Origin of the sequence: Pseudomonas peli, from assembly GCF_050563605.1 — a bacterium.
GTDB classification, from domain to species: domain Bacteria; phylum Pseudomonadota; class Gammaproteobacteria; order Pseudomonadales; family Pseudomonadaceae; genus Aquipseudomonas; species Aquipseudomonas peli_A.
In genome coordinates this window covers 222,126-239,864 of the sequence record NZ_JBNXUH010000004.1, presented here as the reverse complement: position 1 = coordinate 239,864, position 17,739 = coordinate 222,126, and the positions used below count along the sequence as shown (strand labels likewise).

At 61.0% G+C, this 17,739-nt stretch carries 14 protein-coding genes; all 14 read right to left on the bottom strand.

Features of this window, described 5'->3' with window-relative positions; all coding sequences use genetic code 11:
- Positions 1–26: 26 nt before the first annotated feature.
- From ACQ4LH_RS07045 to ACQ4LH_RS06980, 14 genes are read right to left on the bottom strand one after another with little or no spacing between them, the layout of a single operon-like run.
- Positions 27–581: a DUF3304 domain-containing protein gene (locus tag ACQ4LH_RS07045; RefSeq protein ID WP_430696551.1), complete on the bottom strand. Its 555-nt coding sequence runs from the start codon at positions 579–581 to the stop codon at positions 27–29.
- A complete protein-coding gene (locus ACQ4LH_RS07040; RefSeq protein ID WP_430696545.1) occupies positions 578–1,393 on the bottom strand; it encodes a DUF4123 domain-containing protein in 816 nt (271 codons plus the stop codon). The genes ACQ4LH_RS07045 and ACQ4LH_RS07040 overlap by 4 nt, the downstream gene beginning before the upstream one ends.
- 17 nt (positions 1,394–1,410) lie before the next feature.
- Positions 1,411–3,501, bottom strand: a complete 2,091-nt coding sequence (gene tssI, locus ACQ4LH_RS07035) for a type VI secretion system tip protein TssI/VgrG (protein ID WP_430696544.1) — start codon at positions 3,499–3,501, stop codon at positions 1,411–1,413.
- Between the two features lie 57 nt (positions 3,502–3,558).
- Positions 3,559–4,554 carry a serine/threonine-protein kinase gene (locus ACQ4LH_RS07030; RefSeq protein WP_430696543.1) on the bottom strand — a complete coding sequence of 332 codons (996 nt, stop codon included), beginning with the start codon at positions 4,552–4,554 and terminating at the stop codon, positions 3,559–3,561.
- A gap of 10 nt (positions 4,555–4,564) precedes the next feature.
- Positions 4,565–5,293 (bottom strand): PP2C family protein-serine/threonine phosphatase, encoded by a 729-nt coding sequence (locus ACQ4LH_RS07025; RefSeq protein ID WP_430696542.1) that lies wholly within the window; start codon positions 5,291–5,293, stop codon positions 4,565–4,567.
- Positions 5,293–8,832, bottom strand: a complete 3,540-nt coding sequence (tssM, locus tag ACQ4LH_RS07020) for a type VI secretion system membrane subunit TssM (RefSeq protein WP_430696541.1) — start codon at positions 8,830–8,832, stop codon at positions 5,293–5,295. The genes ACQ4LH_RS07025 and tssM overlap by 1 nt, the downstream gene beginning before the upstream one ends.
- On the bottom strand, positions 8,829–9,710 hold the full coding sequence (gene icmH, locus ACQ4LH_RS07015; RefSeq protein ID WP_296218377.1) for a type IVB secretion system protein IcmH/DotU: 882 nt from the start codon (positions 9,708–9,710) through the stop codon (positions 8,829–8,831). Before icmH ends, tssM begins: the two co-directional genes overlap by 4 nt.
- 2 nt (positions 9,711–9,712) lie before the next feature.
- Positions 9,713–11,044 (bottom strand): type VI secretion system baseplate subunit TssK, encoded by a 1,332-nt coding sequence (gene tssK / locus ACQ4LH_RS07010; protein ID WP_160086100.1) that lies wholly within the window; start codon positions 11,042–11,044, stop codon positions 9,713–9,715.
- A gap of 3 nt (positions 11,045–11,047) precedes the next feature.
- The gene (tssJ, locus tag ACQ4LH_RS07005; protein WP_430696540.1) at positions 11,048–11,530 is read right to left on the bottom strand and encodes a type VI secretion system lipoprotein TssJ; all 483 of its coding nucleotides are present in this window, start codon (positions 11,528–11,530) and stop codon (positions 11,048–11,050) included.
- 5 nt (positions 11,531–11,535) lie between these two features.
- Positions 11,536–12,732, bottom strand: coding sequence for a type VI secretion system-associated FHA domain protein TagH (gene tagH, locus ACQ4LH_RS07000; RefSeq protein WP_430696539.1), 1,197 nt, complete (start codon positions 12,730–12,732; stop codon positions 11,536–11,538).
- A gap of 19 nt (positions 12,733–12,751) precedes the next feature.
- Entirely contained in the window at positions 12,752–12,886 is a 135-nt protein-coding gene (locus tag ACQ4LH_RS06995; protein ID WP_289238686.1) for a type VI secretion protein, read from the bottom strand.
- 44 nt (positions 12,887–12,930) lie between these two features.
- Complete coding sequence (locus tag ACQ4LH_RS06990; RefSeq protein ID WP_430696538.1) at positions 12,931–13,893, bottom strand: PoNe immunity protein domain-containing protein; 963 nt, start codon at positions 13,891–13,893, stop codon at positions 12,931–12,933.
- A 1-nt stretch (position 13,894) separates the two neighbouring features.
- On the bottom strand, positions 13,895–15,448 hold the full coding sequence (locus tag ACQ4LH_RS06985) for a hypothetical protein (protein ID WP_430696537.1): 1,554 nt from the start codon (positions 15,446–15,448) through the stop codon (positions 13,895–13,897).
- Positions 15,445–17,736: a type VI secretion system tip protein VgrG gene (locus tag ACQ4LH_RS06980; RefSeq protein WP_430696536.1), complete on the bottom strand. Its 2,292-nt coding sequence runs from the start codon at positions 17,734–17,736 to the stop codon at positions 15,445–15,447. The genes ACQ4LH_RS06985 and ACQ4LH_RS06980 overlap by 4 nt, the downstream gene beginning before the upstream one ends.
- Between the last annotated feature and the right edge of the window lie 3 nt (positions 17,737–17,739).

The following is a 17,739-nucleotide window of genomic DNA, read 5'->3' as shown; positions in this document are numbered from 1 at the left end:
CGTGCGGTTCCCCCTGTCCCATGTCTTTACTTTTTCATGGTTTTCTTCCCCTCTTTTTTGTCGTGTTTCGGACATGCCGTATCCTCCATTCTCCGTGGGTGGTTATAGGGGTAGCCGGGGTAACCAAAGCCAATTCCTGACGCAGCCACACGAACCTGGTTGCAGGGCAGAAAGTGCACAACGATAGGGCCTGGCCCGTCGTAACGTGGTATCGCCACTGTGGCGCTATGGCGGGTGTAGTTTGCGGCGTGTTTTTTATAGGCAGCTCTATACTCATCGGTGCCAAGAGGAGGCAAGGGCGGTGACGGGCGAGGGTTAGGATCCTTTTCCCATTCCACAATGGCTCTTAATCCCGGTCGCCAACTCCGTGGAATTGAACCGCAGCAAACTTGACCGCCTCCGCCGCCATAAGGGCCAAGATTCGGACCGCCGGCACCGTTGACGGTAAAGCGGTTGATGGCCGCAGAGGTGTGGTTAATTCCTTCTACTGGAGCGCCAAGTAGCTCAGATTCCCTGGCCATACAGCCGCTTAGTAGCGATGCGGCTAGAAGGCAGGAAAGTGCAACTGTCCTGCGGATCATGCCCATTCCTCGGCGTTTTCCGGCGGCGCCACTGGAGAGTGTTTGGCCAGCCAGGCACGGACAAAGCTGTCACGCTGGTCGAGGTCATATAGCCCTTCACGGTTCGCTGCCAACTGCCCATGCATCAGATGGCGGATCAAGGGTTCCTGCTGAGCCATGCCATAGTCCTGGGGCTTTACATCCCAGTTACGGCGGTAGTCCTCTGCCGCACTCCATGCCAACAAACTGGTGACTTGCTGGTGTTTAAGGCGCAAGGGCGGCAGTGGCGATGGCAATTCCGGCTGACGTCTGAGGCTGCCCGCCAGGCTGCGGGGTTGGCGGTCGCGATCCTGCCAGTGCCAGGCGATAACGGGAGCGTGGAACCACATCTGTTGCGCGTCGAGCGCCTCGCTTGTGGCTACTAGCAAGCGAGGGTCGTAGAAGCGCAGCAGGCCGCTGCTTCTGCCCTCGTTCCACTCGGCCTGGGTGCAATGGCTCAGGTGGTTGGCAAGCGCGGCAAAGGGCCAGGGGCTAAGCAGCGCCAACAGGTGTTGATGGGCGTTTTTGCTGGCAAGCAATTCGCTAAGCCAGATTTGCTGGTCGAGTTGGTCGAGCCCCACTCGCAGTAGCAGCGGCCCGTTAGCCGCTATAGCCTCTTCCGGGGTGCCTTGCAGAAGCTTGGCTAGCTCTGGGGGCTGCCCAAGCTCGGCGAGGCTTGAAAGCAGTGGATAGTGCAGATTGCTGGAGTCGACCAACAGGTCGAAATGCTGCAGGCGCGCCTGCTCTGCTTGTTCGTAAAGCAGGCCTAGCCAGGTTTGGGGCGAAGGTTTCATAGCGTTCTGTTTGCCTCTCAACGTGCAACGAGTGCTTGAGCTTTATTTTGGGCGAGGCGCAAGCACTCCTCACACACCGCAGGTTGAGGCTTGTCCGTGCAGTTACTGAGCAGCCCAGGCTGCGCCTGCTCCAACAAACTCCCCGCCTTATCGCTATCCGCCGCTCCCGGCAGTACCGGTGGTTTGATCTTGATCCCCGAGCCTTTGCCCGGTGCGCCGCCGGCGTTGATTTTGGCCAACGGGCCGAGCAGAGTGATGCCGCCGGGGTCGAGTTTGATAAAGCTGCCGCCGGCTTTGAGGGTCAGTTCGGTACCGGCTTCGATGACCATCTTTTGCCCGGCTTTGAGGTGGATTTCGCGGCCGGCTTTGGTCAGTTGGGCGGTGCCGAGTTTGATGTGTTGGTTCTGCCCGACGGTGAGGTGGTCGTCGGGTTTGACCTCGACCTTGCGCTCGGTTTTGACCGTGAGGTTTTCTTCGGCTTTGAGCTCGGTGTAGCTGTTGGCTTCGACGGTGTCGTGGCGTTCGTTACCGACGCGGATCTTCTGGTCGTGCTCGATGTTTTCATCCCAGTCGCGCTGGGCGTGCAGGTAGATCTGCTCGGCGCCTTTCTTGTCTTCGATGCGCAGCTCGTTGTAGCCACCGCCACCTGGTGTGCTGAGGGTTTTGAATACGGTGCGGGTCTTGTTCGCCGGCAGGTCGTAGGGCACGACATGTTCGGCGTGGTACAGGCAGCCGGTGACCAGCGGCTGATCGGGGTCCCCTTCGAGGAAGGTTACCAGCACTTCCATGCCGATCCGCGGGATGGCGATACCGCCGTAGCCATCACCGGCCCAGCTTGAGGCCACGCGCAGCCAGCAGCTGGTTTTGTCGTCGGCCTGGCCTTCGCGGTCCCAGAAAAATTGCACTTTGATTCGGCCGTATTCGTCGCAGTGGATTTCTTCACCCGCTGGGCCGGTGACCACGGCGGTCTGGCTACCGAGCACCTTGGGTTTCGGATGGGCCAATGGCGGGCGGAAAGGCACGTCCCAGGGGGTGGCGGTGAAGTGGTTGCGGTAGCCCTGGGTGAAGCCGTCGCTGGCTGCGGTATGGCTGGTAACCGACTCTTCCAGCACTTGCGGTTGCTTACCCTGGTGGATGACCTCGTGTAGCAGCCAGAGGTCGTTGTAGTCCTGGCGCGGGTGGTCGGAGAGTTCGAGAAAGTGCCCGCTGAGCAGTTTCGGCTGGTCACCACGGCCTTCGGCCAGGCGGTAATCAGCGCGGTGGCGTTCGAGGTGGCGTTGGCTGAGGTGCTTGCCGCGTGCACGGTCGACAAAGCGGCCGGGGTAGTCGTAATCCTCAAGGTCCGGCAGCGGCTTGGCCTCGGGATCACGATCCTCCTTGAAGGCGGCTTCCATCAGCAGGCGTGGTTGCTCGAAGTCGTAATCGCGGCGGGTGATGCGGCTGGTGCGGGTTTCCAGGCGTACGGCGAAGCGCTTGATCACCGGCTCGTCGGCGGTCATGCCGTTGTCCTGCAGGTAGGCAGTGGGCTGGCCGAGTTTGCCGAAGGCGCTCTGGTCATCGCCGAAGACCAGCACGTGGCCCTGCTCGCTGTGCTGGAAGTGGTAGTGAATACCTTCCTCCTCGCACAGGCGTTGAACGAAGTGCAGGTCACTCTCGTCGTACTGCACGCAGTAGTCGCGCTTGGGGTAGACGGTTGGGCCGAGCTGGAATTGGTAACCACCAAGGGCGATGCCGTGCTCCTGCAGCACCTGGGCAACGATCTGCGGCACCGTCAGGTGCTGGAAAATCCGCTGGTTGGTGCGCAGGGCCAGGTAGCTCAGCTGCGGCACGATGCTCAGTTTGTAGCGGGTCAGGCGCTTGCCGGATTCGGCCTGAGCGACCTGGTAGATCAGGCCGTGAATGCCCAAGCCGTCGGGGTTGAAGGCGAGAAAGGCGCGCTGATGCAGCAGGCTTTGCAGATCCAGCTCGGCGTTCTCGCTGATCAGCTCAACCTCAAAACGATAGGGCTGACTGATGGCTTCGCGGCCACTGAATTCGAGCACTTGCAGGTCGTGCTCAAGGCCTTCGATGCTCAGGCTGAAATGGGTTTCATTGGCCGGGTTGAACATAGTCATTTCCTTGTTAAAAAATCATCCATTGGTGCTGCTGATAGGCGCGTGCTGCGTTCAACTGCACCGTAGCCAGCGCCGCCAGCCGCTGTGCGTGGGCCGGCGAAATACCTCAAGCAACTGCGCGCAACTGATACTGCGCTGCGCCTCATCGAACGCCAGCGCGGTGCGCAGGGCGGGCCAGCAATGCGCCGGTAACTGCTCGGGGCGTTGCAGCTGTTTATCCAGCTCCATGGCCTTGGCCTGTTTGGCGCTCTGCCGGCGGAACGGGTGACGACCACTGGCCAGCTCATACAGCACGCACGCCAGGGCATAGACATCGGCGGCGGCGGTCAGCGGCGCACCGTCGAGCAATTCCAGGGCGGCATAGCGCGGCGTCCAGGCGGTAAAGCGGTTGCGACACAGGCGCGGCAGGCCGGGTAACAGACCTTCCACGGGCTGGCCGAGACCATAATCGAACAGGCGCAGGCCGTCTTCGGCGAGCATCACATTGCTGGGCTTCAGGTCGCCATGCAGCACGCCGAGGCTGTGCGAATAGCTCAGGGCATCGAGCAGGGCGATGGCGATTTCCTGTAGCTCGCTCCAGGGCAGACCCTCGGGACGCTCGCTAAGCAACTGGTCGAGGGTCAGGCCCTTGAGCAGCTCCAGGGTAAGGAAGGCGCGCTGGCTCGGTACATCCACCTCGAAGCCGAACAGGCGCACCACATGCGGATGATTCAGCCGCGCGGTTAGGGCGAACTCGCTGTACAGCAGCGAGTTGGCGTCCGGGTATTCGGCGAAGTCATCGCTGAGGGTTTTCAGGGCTACATAGGGCTCGGGGTCACCGAACTGTTCGCGCAGCAGATCACGGGCGCGATACACCGCACCCATGCCGCCGACACCGAGCAGGCGCTCGATCTTGTAGCGGCCGCCGAGCACTTCCGGCAGTTCGCTGAGTACTTCGCGCGGGGCTTGCGCAGCCGGTTTGGCGGCAGTCTCGGCCAGGGCGAAGTAGGTCAGGTCGCTGGCCGGGCTGCTGGCCAGCTGCAGGTCGTCGAACAGCTGTTCACTCATCCGTGAGTCCTCATCGACGGATCACCACCGCACTCAGGTTGTCCCGCGCCGGGCCGTCGAGGGCTTGCTGGAACAAACGATTCAGCGTCAGCTGCGGCGAAGGCAGGTTCAGCGCCGCGCCCAAAGCATCGGCTGACAGACCCTGGTAGAGGCCATCGCTGCACAGCAGAAAGGCATCGCCGGGCAGCACATCGAGCTCGAGAATTTCCAGCTTCAGCTCGTCACTGGCACCGATTGCTCGAGTCAGGGCGTGCGCCGCCGGATGCCGAGCAGCTTCGCTTGGGCTGATTTGCTGCTCATCGATCAACTGCTGCAGCAGCGAGTGATCACGGCTGAGCTGATACAGCCGACTGCCGCGCCACAGGTAACAGCGGCTGTCGCCGGCCCACACGCAGGCGGCGCGGTCGCCTTCGATCAGCAGCGCCACTACCGTGCTGCCGATCACCGGGTCCGGGTGGGCGGCGGTAACCGTTAGTTCCTGACCGAGGCGGCGGTTAAGCGAATGCAGGCGCTTGCGCAGCTCATCCAGACGCTGCGGCAAATCGCCTGCGCTCGGCTCGGCCAGCTGCTCGACAATCAGGCGGCTGGCCAGGGCACCGTTCTGGTGTCCGCCCATGCCGTCGGCGACCACCCACAGGCCCTGCTCCGGCAGGGCTAGAAAGGCATCCTCGTTGCGCGCCCGCACCTTGCCGGTGTCGGTACGCGCAGCGCTGCGCCAGAGGCTGGCAACCTCCTGCATCAGAGCGTGGCCGGCAGTTTGAAGCTGCGCAGCTGGTCCAGGTCAAACGGGTTCGGCGAGCGTTGGCTGTGCAACAAATAGTTGGCACGCAGGCCGCCGAGGTCAGCCTTGAGCATCAGCACGTCGCGGCCGCTGTGGTAGTCCACGCTCATCAGGTCGAGCAGGCGGAACAGCGACCAGGGGCCGGTGTTCTTCTCGATACCGACCTTGCGCCCACCGAGTTCTTCGACCACCAGGCTGGTGCGCCCTTCATTGGCTTCGGCCGGCCAGCTGAAGGCGGTCTGCACGATTGGCCCGTGACGGTATTCCATCTGCTGGTTGCCGAAGCGAAAGTCGGCGCGGCCCAGGCTGGAATCCAGCGAGTAGGGCTCGAGCTTGAACAGCACTTTCGGCTCGTTGGGGTTCTCGGCGAAGAAGCTGCGGCGGATGGTTTGGGTGTGGCTCATCTGCAGCAGGAACTCGCGCGACAACGGCAGGCCACGGCCATCCACGCGGCGCAGTTGGTACTGGCCGGCGGTGCCGCTGACAAACGGCTTGAGGTAGTTGTCGAAGAAGCGCTCGGCAATCCCCTGAGCCTTGAAGAACTCGCGGAAATCGGCAATCGCCACATCGCTTTCGCTGTGTGCGCTGAACGGATAACGCTGCTTCAACGAGCCGTCATAGGCGGCGTACAGCTCGCTCTTATAACGCTGATTGAGGTAGTGGTAAGCGTCGTTGAGCACCAGCATCCAGCTGTCTTCGGCGAGCAGGCCGAGCCAGTTGCCGACCGGTTGCGGCAGGCGCGCGGCATTGCTGCGCACCTGGTTGATCGCATCACGCTGGCCGCCCATACGTGCCTTGGCCAGTTCGAACGCAGCCTGCTCCGGGGCGCTGGCATGCGCCAGGCTGGCCAGTTGCAGTTGCAGAGCATCCAGCGCTTGCAGAGTGCTGGCCAGTTCCGGGCCGGCACCGCCGTTTTCATCAAGCAAACGGTGCAGCGGTTCGAAGCGGCGTTCCAGAGTTTTCCGTGCGGTGTCCGGCAGATTTTTCACCAGTGCCGCTTGCGCCTGTTCGGCGGCAGCACCGGCGAGCTTGGCAACTTTGCCCAGCTTGCCCTTGGCGCCTTCCAGCGCTTCGGCGGCGGCACCAGCATCATCGGCGGCTTCGGCCATGCCTTTAAAGCGGGTGTTGTCGCGCACTTCCACCAGCAGTTGCAGCAGCGGCGAGTTGGCGGCGGTCAGGCCGGCCAGTTGCAGGGCACCCTGGCCGGCGCTGCCGATAGGGTCCAGCGACAACTGGGCGAGGGCTTCGCCCCAGTAATTGGCGTAATCGCGGAAGTACAGCTGCTCCATTTCCACCAGCAGACGGCTTAGGTCGTTGCTGCTGAGGGTGTCGCCTTCGCCGAGTACCCAGTTGTCGCGCAGCAGGTCGCGCACCAGGTCGGCGCCCTTGGCGGTGAAGGTTTTCTGGTAGCCAACCTGGGTATAGAAACCCGGAATGGCGTAGTCGCTGCCAACGAACAGCCCGGCTTGTGGGCCGAGTTTCTGGCTCAGGCGATATTCCGGCAGGCTGCGCGCCTGGTCACGGAGCATGCGGTAGACCACGTTGGCCAGCGACTCGCTGCGCAGGATCTGTCGAGCCTGGGCCACCAGCGGTTCATTCAGCGAGTAGGGCGCGAACGACTCGGACAGCAGGCGCTCGAAGTGCCCATTCAGGCCTCGTTGACCGACGCTGTTGCCGGCGTAACGCAGCGACCAGTCGGCCGCCAGCCACTCCTGCAGGAAGGCCTTGTCACGGCGTTCCTCCAAGTTGAGCATCAGATAAGCACGCAGGCTGTTGAGCAGGCGCTCACGGTCACCCAGGTTGGCGCGTACTTGCGCTTCCAGTTGGCGCCCGACGCGGCTCAGCAGCAGGTTTTCCAGTTCGGCGCGGTAGGCCTTTTGCAGCGTTGGGTCGACTTTTTCGCCCTGGTACAGACCGCCGCGTTGCAGGTAAGACACCTCATCCACCGGCGGGAACACCTGAGTGGCGGCGTAGCTGTGGTCCAGCGCCTTGAGGGTGCGCAGGGCATCATCCTGAGTACCGAGGCTGTTGTGTTGCTGGGTCAGTTGTTGAGCGAGGTCGCGCAGTTGCTCCAGACGGCCGTGGTTACCGGAGAAACCGCCGGCCCAGACCACACCGAATATGCCGAGCACCACCAGGGCGGTGGCGTACATGGCGCGCTGGCCCCAGTCGATACGACGCACTTCCTTCTGATCGAGGCCGGCAAGGTCGGCTTCGGGGAAGATCACTCGGCTGAGCAGGTGATTGATAAAGCGTGCACGACCGGTGCGGAAGGTCGGCAGGGCGCTGCTGGACAGGCCCAGGTTGCGGCCGATGCTGCTGGTGCTCGGGTCGAGCTGGTCGTTTAGTTCCGGCGCGCTGGTCAGGTAGAAACCGCGCAGCTGGCTAGCGCGCTGGTAGCGGTTGCCGCTGAAGGCCAGTTCGCTGAACAGGCACAGACGCTCGCCGAGCAGGCCCAGCTGATGCGGGAAGTCGAGGATGCGTCCACGGCGCTGGGTGTCGCGCTCCTGGTGCATGCGCAGGATTACCTGGCTGTTGAGGCGACGCAGCAGCTCTTCGAACTCCTGGCGGATTACCTGTACGTCGGTGGCGTTCTGGTCTTTGCGGAAGCTGGCGCCGAGCACCTGATCGCTTTCTTCGCGCGACAGCTGGTCGAAGAATTCATCGAAGCCGAGCACCTTGTCGGCCTTGCTCAGCACCAGGTACACCGGTACATCGGCACCGAGGCGCTGGTGAATATCCTGCAGACGCTGACGAGTCTGGCGGGCGAGGTTTTCCAGTTCGATTTCGCTGCCGCCTTGCAGCTGCTCCACCGGAATGTTGACCAGCACGCCGTTCAGCGGGCGCGCGCGGCGTTTGCGCAGCAGGCCCAGCAGGGTGTCCCAGGCGCGGCTGTCGATGGCCGGGTCGGGTTGGGTCAGGTAGCGCCCGGCGGTGTCGATCAGCACGGCGTGATCGGCGAAATACCAGTCGGCATAACGGGTGCCGGAAACGTCCTTGGTCAGGCGCTGTTGGTCACCGCGATTAAGCGGGAAATCCAGGCCGGAGAAGTCCAGCAAGCTGGTCTTGCCGCTGCTCTGTGGGCCGAGCAGCAAGTACCAGGGCAGCTCGTTGCGCCATTTTTCGCTGCGGCCGCGATACAGGCTGGAGCGTTTGAGGCTGTGCAGCGCCTGCTTGAAGCGCTGGCGCAGCTCGAGCTGCTCTTCGTTGATCAGGCCTTCGCGGCGCAGGCGTTCCTGGGCATCAGCGTCGTCTTCCTCGGCCTTCTTGCGGGCGGTGGCCTTCCAGCTGGCGAACACCATGGCCAGGCCCCAGATCAGGAACAACCCGCTGATGCTCAGCAGGCGGCTGGTGGCCGATTCCCAGAACTTGTAATCGTTGACCGCGAGCAGCGGGCCGACAAACCACACCAGCAGTGCCAGAACCAATACCAGACACAGGCTCCATACCCAGGTCTTGCGGAAAAATGCGGCTAACTTGCCGAAAAAACTCTTCATTTCAGATCATCCATGCTTACACCCGCAGACGGGTCGAGTTGCTCGTACGGCTGCAAAATCGTTTCGCGTTGCTCGCCCAATACCCAGGCGAAACCGCCATACATCACCACCAGGCAGACCAGGGTAAACAACGCCACCAGCCACCACGGCACGATGCGCACCAGGCGCCGGCGGGTGTCTTTCAGGCCCTGCCAGTGCGGCGAAACCTCGCGTGGCACATCACCGCGCATCTGGCGGATCTGCCGGTACAGGCTGTCGCGTACCGCTTCCAGTTCAAGCATGCCGCGCGGCAGCACACGGTACTTGCCCTCGAAACCGAGGGACAGGCACAGGTACATCAGCTCGAGCATCGGCAAGTGCTTGACCGGGTTGCGCGATAGGCGCTCAAGCAGCTGGAAGAACTTCTCGCCACCGAAGGTTTCGTTGTGGAACGAGGACAACAGACTCATCTGCGACCACTCGCTCTCGTTGCCCCAGGGCGTGGTTACCACGGCCTCGTCGACCACGGTGCAGAGCACGTAGCGCGCGGCCATCACCTGGCTGCTTTCCGCGCCTTCATGCAGGGCGCGGTGTTCGAACAGCTTGATGGCGCTGGCCAGGCGCTGGTTCAGCGCATGCATGTCTTCGCTGTCGAAGCTGTGCTTGAGGCGCACCACTTCCGAGAGCAGGGTGGCGGCGGCTGCGACCAGCGGGTTGAGGCTGATATTGAAGCTTTCGGCCGGGCGCAGGCGCGCGGCGTAGATCATCCGCTCTTCCAGCTGTTCGAATTTCGGCGGCGCGGCGAAGTCAGTCAGCGGGCTGTGCGCGGGGGCATCACCCTTGCGGTTGAGGATGACGGTTTTGTCGTCCTGGCCGTATTCCATTTCCTTGGTGGTCATAATCAGTTCCTGATCGCCCAGAATTTCATCTCAAGCCCGGAGAACTCGCCGGACACGTGGAAAGCGAAGCCGCCGGAGCGTTCCAGCTGCGCCAGTTCCTCGGAGCCCAGTTCCAGGGCGAAGTAGGTTTTCCCCGAGTGGAAGGGAATCTGCCGTGGTGCCACCGGCATGGGTTTGACCTTGATGCCGGGCAGGTGCAGGTTGACCAGTTGGCGAATCTGCTCCACCGGGCCGACCTTGAGGTGCGCCGGCAGGCGCTGGCGCAGTTCTTCCGAATCGCACTGGGCGCTGGCGGCGAGGACGAAGGTGGAGGTGGCGAGCAGTTTGTGATCGTGCAACGGCGACACCTGAATGCCGTACTGACGCTGTTGCAGGAGCATTTCGATGGCGTGCTGTTCCAGCACCATCGACAGCACCTGGCGGATTGCATCCATCAGCTTGCGGAAGCTCACGCCCTGATCGCTGTGCAGATAACGGCCTTCCAGGCGCGGGCGTTTGATCTCGCTGGAGAAGGTCGCCAGCTCGCCGAGCAGGCCGAGCAGTTCGCGGTAGATCTGCTCCGGGTGTACTTGCTCGATGCCCAGGTAATGGCGCAGCACCGGCTCGAAGCGGTTGATCAGCTGCAGCATCATAAAGTCGCCGACTTCTGCACCGCCGACCTTGCCGGTGGCGCGAATACGTTCAGCAAGAATGTCGCCACGGTGGGCGAGCATGCTGATCACTTCCTTGAGGCAGCTCAGCAGATAGCCGGAAGCCTGGAAGTTGACGTAGGTCGGAATAAATTCCGGGTCGATGCTGATCACCCCGTCCGGGGTGGTATCGAGTACGTCGCACAGCTGCAATTTGACGTAGGCCTGGTCGCTCTGCTGCTCGCCGAGCAGCAGACGGAAATCCGGGCGGCCACAGCTGACCTGACTCGATGCGCTGTCGCCGGCGTTGGAGTCGGTCACTTCCTCATCGAAGGCGGTAAAGCGCGCCAGCACGTCCTGCTGCTCGGGGCGGCGGCTCTCGATATGGTTACCGGTGACCAGTGGCAGTGCCAGATACACCGGGGTGTTGCCGGTGTTCGGCGGCACGTCGAGGGCCAGCGGCTCGCGCTCGGCGCCGATGTCGAACAGGGTGCCATCGGGCAGAATGCCGCTGGCCTTGCTCACCACCAGCTTGCCCATATTGAGGAACTGGCGGTCGATCTCCAGCTCGAAAAAGCCCCAGGCATAGCTGTCGAGCTTCTGCGTGCGGGTTTTCAGCTGGTAGTCGTAGTAACGGTCGTTCTGCTGGAAGTGCTGCGGACGCAGCAACATGCCTTCCTGCCAGACCACTTTATGCATGGCCATGGCTTATTCCTCTTCCTTGTTGGCGTCATCCTGAGCCTTGATGCCCAGAGCATCGAGGGTCAGCACGCTGCTGTTGCGTGCCTGCTCCTGCAACGGAATCACCACGCGCCAGTTGCTTTCCGGCAGGTCGCGGTAGGCCGCCAGCACGCCGACATAGCGGCTGCCCGGCTGTACCGACAGCTTCATTTCGCGTTGCTCGCCTGGGCGCAGCTCCAGCTCTTCGAGCACCACCATATCCGGCGACAGGGCTTCTTTCGGGCGCTGATAAAGCGAGAAGAAATCGGCGGTCTCAAAGGCCACCGGGTGCTTCAGCTCAATCAGGCGCAGGACGATCGGCGAAGGGCGACCATTGAGGTCCGGGTTGAGCTCATCGCTGCCGTTGAGGGTCAGGTCGAGCTTGGTCATATCCGAATAGGGCGAAAGCGCCGCGCAGCCAGTCAGGCTGAGCAGGGCGGCCAACAGGGCCAGGCAGGTGAAACGGTGCATGGAGATCATCCTTGAACGTCGTTGTTGAGGGTGGCGATCAGGCGAACCTGTTCTTCGTAGGTGTTGGCGAAGTCGCGGGCGAACAGACGGTCGCTCCAGTCGTCGTTCTGCTCCAGGGCGCTGTGCAGGCGACGGTAGGCGCGCCAGCGGCTGCCAGCTGTGGCGATCAGCGGCTTACGACCTTCGCGCTCGAACCGCAGGCTCAGCTGCTCCGGCGACAGTTGCTCGAACATGCCCTTGACCGCCGCGCGGCTGGCGGCTAGCAGCGCCACCTGGTGCGCTTGCAGATCACGGAAGCTGCGGCTGATGGTCTGCTCGGCGCTCAGTTGCCCGGCTTTGCCACCACGCAGCAGAGCGCTCAGCGCTTCACTGCTATCGGCGGTGTGCTTGAGCGGGTTGTTGCCAGCGCTCTGCACGGTGGTCAGGGCCAGGCGCAGTTCGTTCTTCAGCTCGCTGCGGGTGCGTAGGCTTTGCTGCAGGCTGCCGATGCTCTGTTTGAGCAGCTTGGCGCTGTGGATGGCCAGGGCTTCGCGGGCATCGTCATCGAGGTCATCAATTTTGATCCCGAGGGCCTCGCCGAATTTTTCCCAGAAGCTCAAAGGCATGCGCACCGGCTCGGGCGCACGCTTGGGCTGCGGCTCGGGCGTTGGCATTACCAGCGCGGGCACCAGCAGGTTTTCTTCATCGATCTGCGCATAGTCACGTTGCTGCGCCTGCACGTTATGCGGACGCAGAATTGCCGTCAGGTCATCGACCTCGGCATACACGCGTTCCTGCTGGTCGATGGCGGTCAGTGGGTCGAGGTCGAGAAAGGCATCGTCCGGGATGATGCTGCCGGCCGGCTGCGCACGGCCGATATCGCCGGCGAACATTGCCGGGTCCTGAATCAACCGCGCGCGCAACTCGAAATCGCCAAAGCAATACACGCTGCCATGCTCGATACGCTGGGCCTCGCCCTTGCGCAGGCTGGCGCCGCTGTCTTTCAGCTGAATGCCATTGCTGCTGGTGTCGGTCAGGTAGAAGGAGCCATTGCGATAGCTCACCTCGGCATGCCGGCTGGACAGCACGCGCTTGCGATCCGGAATCACCCAGTCGCATTCCTCCGCCCGGCCAATAATGCCGCCGGCCTGCTTGAAGGTTTTGGTGGTCAATAGACCTGGCACGAACTGCTGTGCACTGACCACATCGAAGACCAGTTCCATGGTTGTTAACTCCTTGCGGTCAGTTGCCGCGTTTCACTGCTTGCGGTTCGCCGAGTGGGCGGTATTCGTCATCGTTGAACTTGTAATTGCCGCTGCAGGCGGAGAGGCATAGGGCCAGGGCGAGCAGGGCGGTTGGGTAATAACGTTTCAGCATCAGTTGCTCTTCTCTTTTAAGTGCGAAAGGTGGGTAAGCAGATATCAGGCATCGTCTTCGCCGGACCAATACCAAAGCGTCGCGCCCCAACGGGAACCGTCGAAAGCCGGCATGGTTTCGCCTTGCTTGAAGGCTCGTCGAGAATTAGCCTGAGCCGGGGTAAACCAGTAGCCCGCTTTGGGGCAGGGTTGCCCGGATTCGATGCGGCCAGTCTGCGTAGAGTTAGGCGACGAACTGAAATTACGGGCGTAAGCCACCAAGTCTTTGGGGTAGACCATATGGTCGACTTCGCTGTCGTCGATGTCGTAAAGAAAGGCAATAGCAGCGGCTTCGAAGGCCCAGTAGCCGTAATAACTACCCTCGTCACCGTCGATATCTAGGTGGGTGTCATGCCAATTGGTTTGCTTGTCTTCAAAAGCGCTGTACCACTGATCGCAATAGAGCTTCAGTAATGCGGATGCCTCTTCTTTGGTGGGTGCATAAATAGCTCGGATTAGCGGCGTATAAAGATCGTGATACCACTCATCCAAGTCATTGCGACCAGGTAAAACTTTGCGTAGTAGATCTTCATACAGCGTGTCTTCACCGGCATAACCGGCGTTGTCTAACAAGGCGACAAAGCGCTGCAGCAAGTCGATCCGATGCAGCAGAATGCAGAGGCTTATAACTTGTACGCACTCTTCGTATTGTCCAGGCCAATCGTCGATCGCGAGGGGAGAGATATTGGTTACTTGCTCGTAGTCGGCGAGGGCACTCTGGTAGCGCTCGAAGTTGAGAATGACCTTTTCGAGCGGTTGGATAAGTGACTCTATTGGTTCTCCAGCGGTGTAGCGGATGATTAGCGCGCTTAACGCATCCTGCTTGTATTCGTAGGCTTTAAGCGATGCCTCCTGGCCTGGAGCGTCTTCTTCCAGGTCTTTGTCGTGCCAGAACTCTTCTGACGAGTCATAAAGGGAGACAAGGCTCTTGTAGTAGCTTTCCGTTATGAAAGGTTGTCTTCTGTTCATATCAGGCCTCGATCTTCAGGGACGGCATGCTGCCGTACTTTCTGCTGAGTGAACTCTTACGTTTGTTCACCGCTTTCTTGACGTCCTGCTCGCTGTAGTGGAAAGCGGAATGCTCGCTATGATCGGCGTCAGTTCCACCAGCGAGTCGTACTTGGGCATGGTTCTGTGGGCTGCCAGACGGGTGGTATAGCGGAGCGAAGAACAAGTGCCTGCTGTAAGAGAGGATCACTTCTCGATACAGGTGAGCACCTACTTGTTTTCTCAGGCAGGCAGCGACCCACTCCTTGCTCATCTGCACTTGGACTGCCTTGGGGCTTGCTTCAGCGGTATTAGCGGAGCGCTTATTTGGAGCGTTATTTGCGCTCTTTCCGGATGATTTTCCACTGCTCCGTCCCCCTGGCCGCTTGCTTGGTGCGGACTCGGGGTTGTCTTGTGCAATGGGCTCCAGCAATTCACTTGGATCAGCCAGGCCTGAAACTCCTAACTTGGAGGTGATGCCTGGTTTGCGCGTATTGTTCAGCTTGCGCAGGAACTTTGGAGCGTCCTCATCCTTGCTCGCCTTTGCTTCGACAATGGCGAATTTCTTCCCACCGTTCGTAGCAGGATTGGCCCGCCAAACAGCATCGATACCTGTGCCGTTGGCGCCGTCGGTTAGTTTGTAAAGCACATGGGGCGATTTAGGGCTGCCGCCTTTAGAAAGCTTGCCCATCTTGCTGGCGCTGGGCTTGCCTTCCAGCCACTGGCCTTCGGCTCCCTTGTCGTGGCCATCCCAGTCTTTGCCCCAGCCGAATTTTTCGGCGCAAATGTAGTCGGCGATATGTTCGCCGCTGACGCCTAAACCTTCGTTGGTCAGGCTGGAGAGTGCTTGAGTGCCGAGGTTGGAATTATCGATTTTGTTGGAATGAGTTTGGCTCGCCCCGTCTCTGCCCTCTGCGGCCACTTGCCCATCTTTGGCGGCGGGCTTTTGCCCTTGGCGTGGACCTCTTCCAGCCGATGCTGCCGCGCTATTGCGTTGTATACGTTTCCACTTGGTCAGGCGTTTTTCGACGATCCCGACAAGAGCAGGCATGCTGTCTCGTGAAGTAGAAAGTACCGTCAATACGGCGCTCTGAATCCATGCGGGCAGGCTTTTGAATGCAGATGAGCCTTTTACCCCAGAGATGATTTCGTCCAATTCGGCACGCAGGGCGCCTGCGTTGAATACCTGTGCCAACAGCTCTTCCGGGCTGGTTTTGACGCCACATTCCTGCAGAACAAAGCGCAGCAGATCAAACAACACAGGTGCAAAGCGTTGAGGATCCCGGTTGACAATACGCAGGCTTTTTTTCAGGCCGTCGCCCGGCCCTGGAATCCAACCGATGATGGCCAATAGCAAGTCAAACTGGGCATCTTCTTTACCCTGAGCCGTCTTCTCGTTGTAGAGATGAATAGACGCCTCAACCGTGTCATAGGCATCAATCGCTTGGCCTAGAAAGGGTACGGCACCGAGCGCAATACCTTTGGCCAGCTCGGTTAATGCTTCGTTGTATGCCGCCTGCTTTTCTCCAGTGCTCATGCCAGCCTCCCTGCTGCTTGCTCAACCAATTGCTGTAAATCCACCTGACTGGGATCCAGTCCAAGTTTGCGCAAGTCGTCCTCAATACTTGCATCGGTAACGTCGACTGCCTTGACCGGCTTGCGCGCGTAAGGGCGCGGGTCTTCGCCGTACCACACCTTGGCCGGCCCAGGCGGTACATCTTCTAGCCGGGCGAAACCGTCCGTGTCTAAAACGCCCTCACGAACAGAGCCATCTGCAAATTCGACGCGGTAAGCTGCACCGGGCACGGGCTCCAGGTTCTTGTAGTGCAGGTTCAACTCCAACCAAGTGGTGTTGGCATTGGCGCTATCAAGCAGATTGCCCGCTTTATCCGCATCCGCCGCGCCCGGAATAGTGGGCGGCAGGATAGCGATGCCCGAGCCTTTGCCCGGGCCACCGCCAGAGTTGATCTTGATCGTCGCACCGCTGAGCGTGACGCCGCCTGGGTCGAGTTTGAGGAAGCTACCGCCACCTGAGGCGGTGAGTTCCATGCCGGCGTCGATCACCACTTTGTTGCCGGCGTAGTAGTGGATTTCGTTACCGGCTTCGACGAACTGGCCGACGCCGACTTTCACATGTTGTTTCTGCCCGACGGTGAGGTGGTCGTTGCTGCGGGTTTCCACCTTGCGGTCGGAGTGGGTGGTGCGGTGTTCTTCGGCGAGAAACTGGCTGTAGCTGTTGGCTTCGACCGTGTCGTGGCGTTCGTTGCCGATGCGGATTTTCTGGTCGTGCTCGATGTTTTCGTCCCAGTCGCGCTGGGCGTGCAGGTAGATCTGTTCGACGCCTTTCTTGTCTTCGATGCGCAGCTCGTTGTAGCCGCCACCGCCTGGGCTGCTCAAGGTTTTGAACAGGCTACGGGTCTTGTTCGCTGGCAGCGCGTAGGGCACGACATGGGCAGCGTGGTACAGGCAACCGGTGACCAGCGGCTGATCGGGATCACCTTCGAGGAAGGTCACCAGCACTTCCATGCCGATGCGCGGGATGGCGATAGCGCCGTAGCCATCGCCTGCCCAGCTGGAGGACACGCGCAGCCAGCAGCTGGTGGTGTCATCCGCTTGGCCTTCGCGGTCCCAGTGAAATTGCACTTTGACCCGGCCGTACTGATCGCAGTGGATCTCTTCACCCGTTGGCCCGGTGACCACGGCGGTCTGACTGCCGAGTACCTTGGGTTTCGGATGCTTCAGCGCTGGGCGATGCAGCACATCCCAAGGCGTGGCGCTGAAGCGGTTGCGGTAACCCTGCTGGAAGCCGTCGCTGACCTGGGTATGGCTGGTGACTGACTCTTCCAGCACTTGCGGTTGCTTACCTTCATGGCTGACTTCCGTCAGCAGCCAGAGCTGGTTCCAGTCCGCGCGCGGATGCTCGCTGAGGTTGAGGAAGTGGCCGCTGACCAGCAGCGGCTGGTCGCTTTCACCGCTGGCCAGTTCATAGTCGCTGCGGTGGCGTTCCAGGTTGCGTTTGGCCAGGTGTTTGCCGCGCTCGCGCTCGACAAAACTACCGGGGTAGTCGTAGTCCTCGAGGTCGGGCTGGAGCTCGCTGTTGAAGGCCGCTTCCATCAGCAGCTTGGGTTTTTCGAAGTTGTAGTCGCGGCGGGTTACGCGGTTGCTGCGGGTTTCCAGGCGCAGGGCGAAGCGCTTGATCACCGGCTCGTCGGCGACCAGGCCGCTGTCCTGCTGGTACGCAGTGGGCGCCAATTTCGGGAACACCGTCTGGTCATCGCCGAAAACCAGCACATGACCTTGTTCGCTGTGCTGGAAGTGGTAGTGAATGCCTTCTTCTTCGCACAGGCGCTGAATAAAGTGCAGGTCGCTTTCGTCGTACTGCACGCAGTATTCGCGCTCCGGGTAGACGCTGGGGCCGAACTGGAATTTGTAGGCATTGCTCTGAATGCCGTGCTCTTCGAGCACCTGGCTGATGATTTTTTCCACGCTCAGGTGCTGGAAGATCCGCTGATTGATGCGATGCGCCAGGTAAGCCAGCTGCGGACGTAGAGTGATGTGGTAGCGGGTCATGCGCTTGCCGGAATCACCCTGGGCGACGCGGTAGACCAGGCCATGCACTCCTCCGCCGTCTTGGGTAAAGGCAAGAAATGCTGGTTGGTGCAGCAGGCTTTCCAGATCGAGATCGGGGCGCTCGCTGATCAGCTCCAACTCGAACACGAACGGCTGGCTGATGGCTTCACGGCCGGTAAATTCGAGCACCTGCAGATCGTGGCTGGCACCTTCGATGCTCAGGCTGAAATGGGTCTGATTGGCGGCGTTGAACATGCT